Origin of the sequence: Secundilactobacillus mixtipabuli (assembly GCF_002217925.1) — a bacterium.
Classification (GTDB): domain Bacteria; phylum Bacillota; class Bacilli; order Lactobacillales; family Lactobacillaceae; genus Secundilactobacillus; species Secundilactobacillus mixtipabuli.
Genome location: NZ_BCMF01000048.1, coordinates 1 through 252, shown reverse-complemented (window position 1 = coordinate 252; position 252 = coordinate 1). Strand labels below are relative to the sequence as shown.

1 tRNA gene and 1 rRNA gene are annotated in these 252 nt (G+C 44.4%); both read left to right on the top strand.

The window, feature by feature from the left end:
• A 16S ribosomal RNA gene (locus IWT5_RS11935) occupies nucleotides 1–63 on the top strand; the annotation flags it as partial.
• Nucleotides 64–149: 86 nt separating this feature from the next.
• Nucleotides 150–223 (top strand) — tRNA-Ile (locus IWT5_RS11930).
• The last annotated feature ends 29 nt before the right edge of the window (nucleotides 224–252 follow it).

Genomic DNA, 252 nt, shown 5'->3' with positions numbered 1-252 from the left:
ATGATTAGGGTGAAGTCGTAACAAGGTAGCCGTAGGAGAACCTGCGGCTGGATCACCTCCTTTCTAAGGAATAATACGGAAACCTGCACAGGAACAAAACTTTGTTTAGTTTTGAGAGATCTACTCTCAATTGTATAATAACGCTTTTTGGGCCTATAGCTCAGCTGGTTAGAGCGCACGCCTGATAAGCGTGAGGTCGATGGTTCGAGTCCATTTAGGCCCACTCAACAAACTTTGTTTGTTATGGGGAAT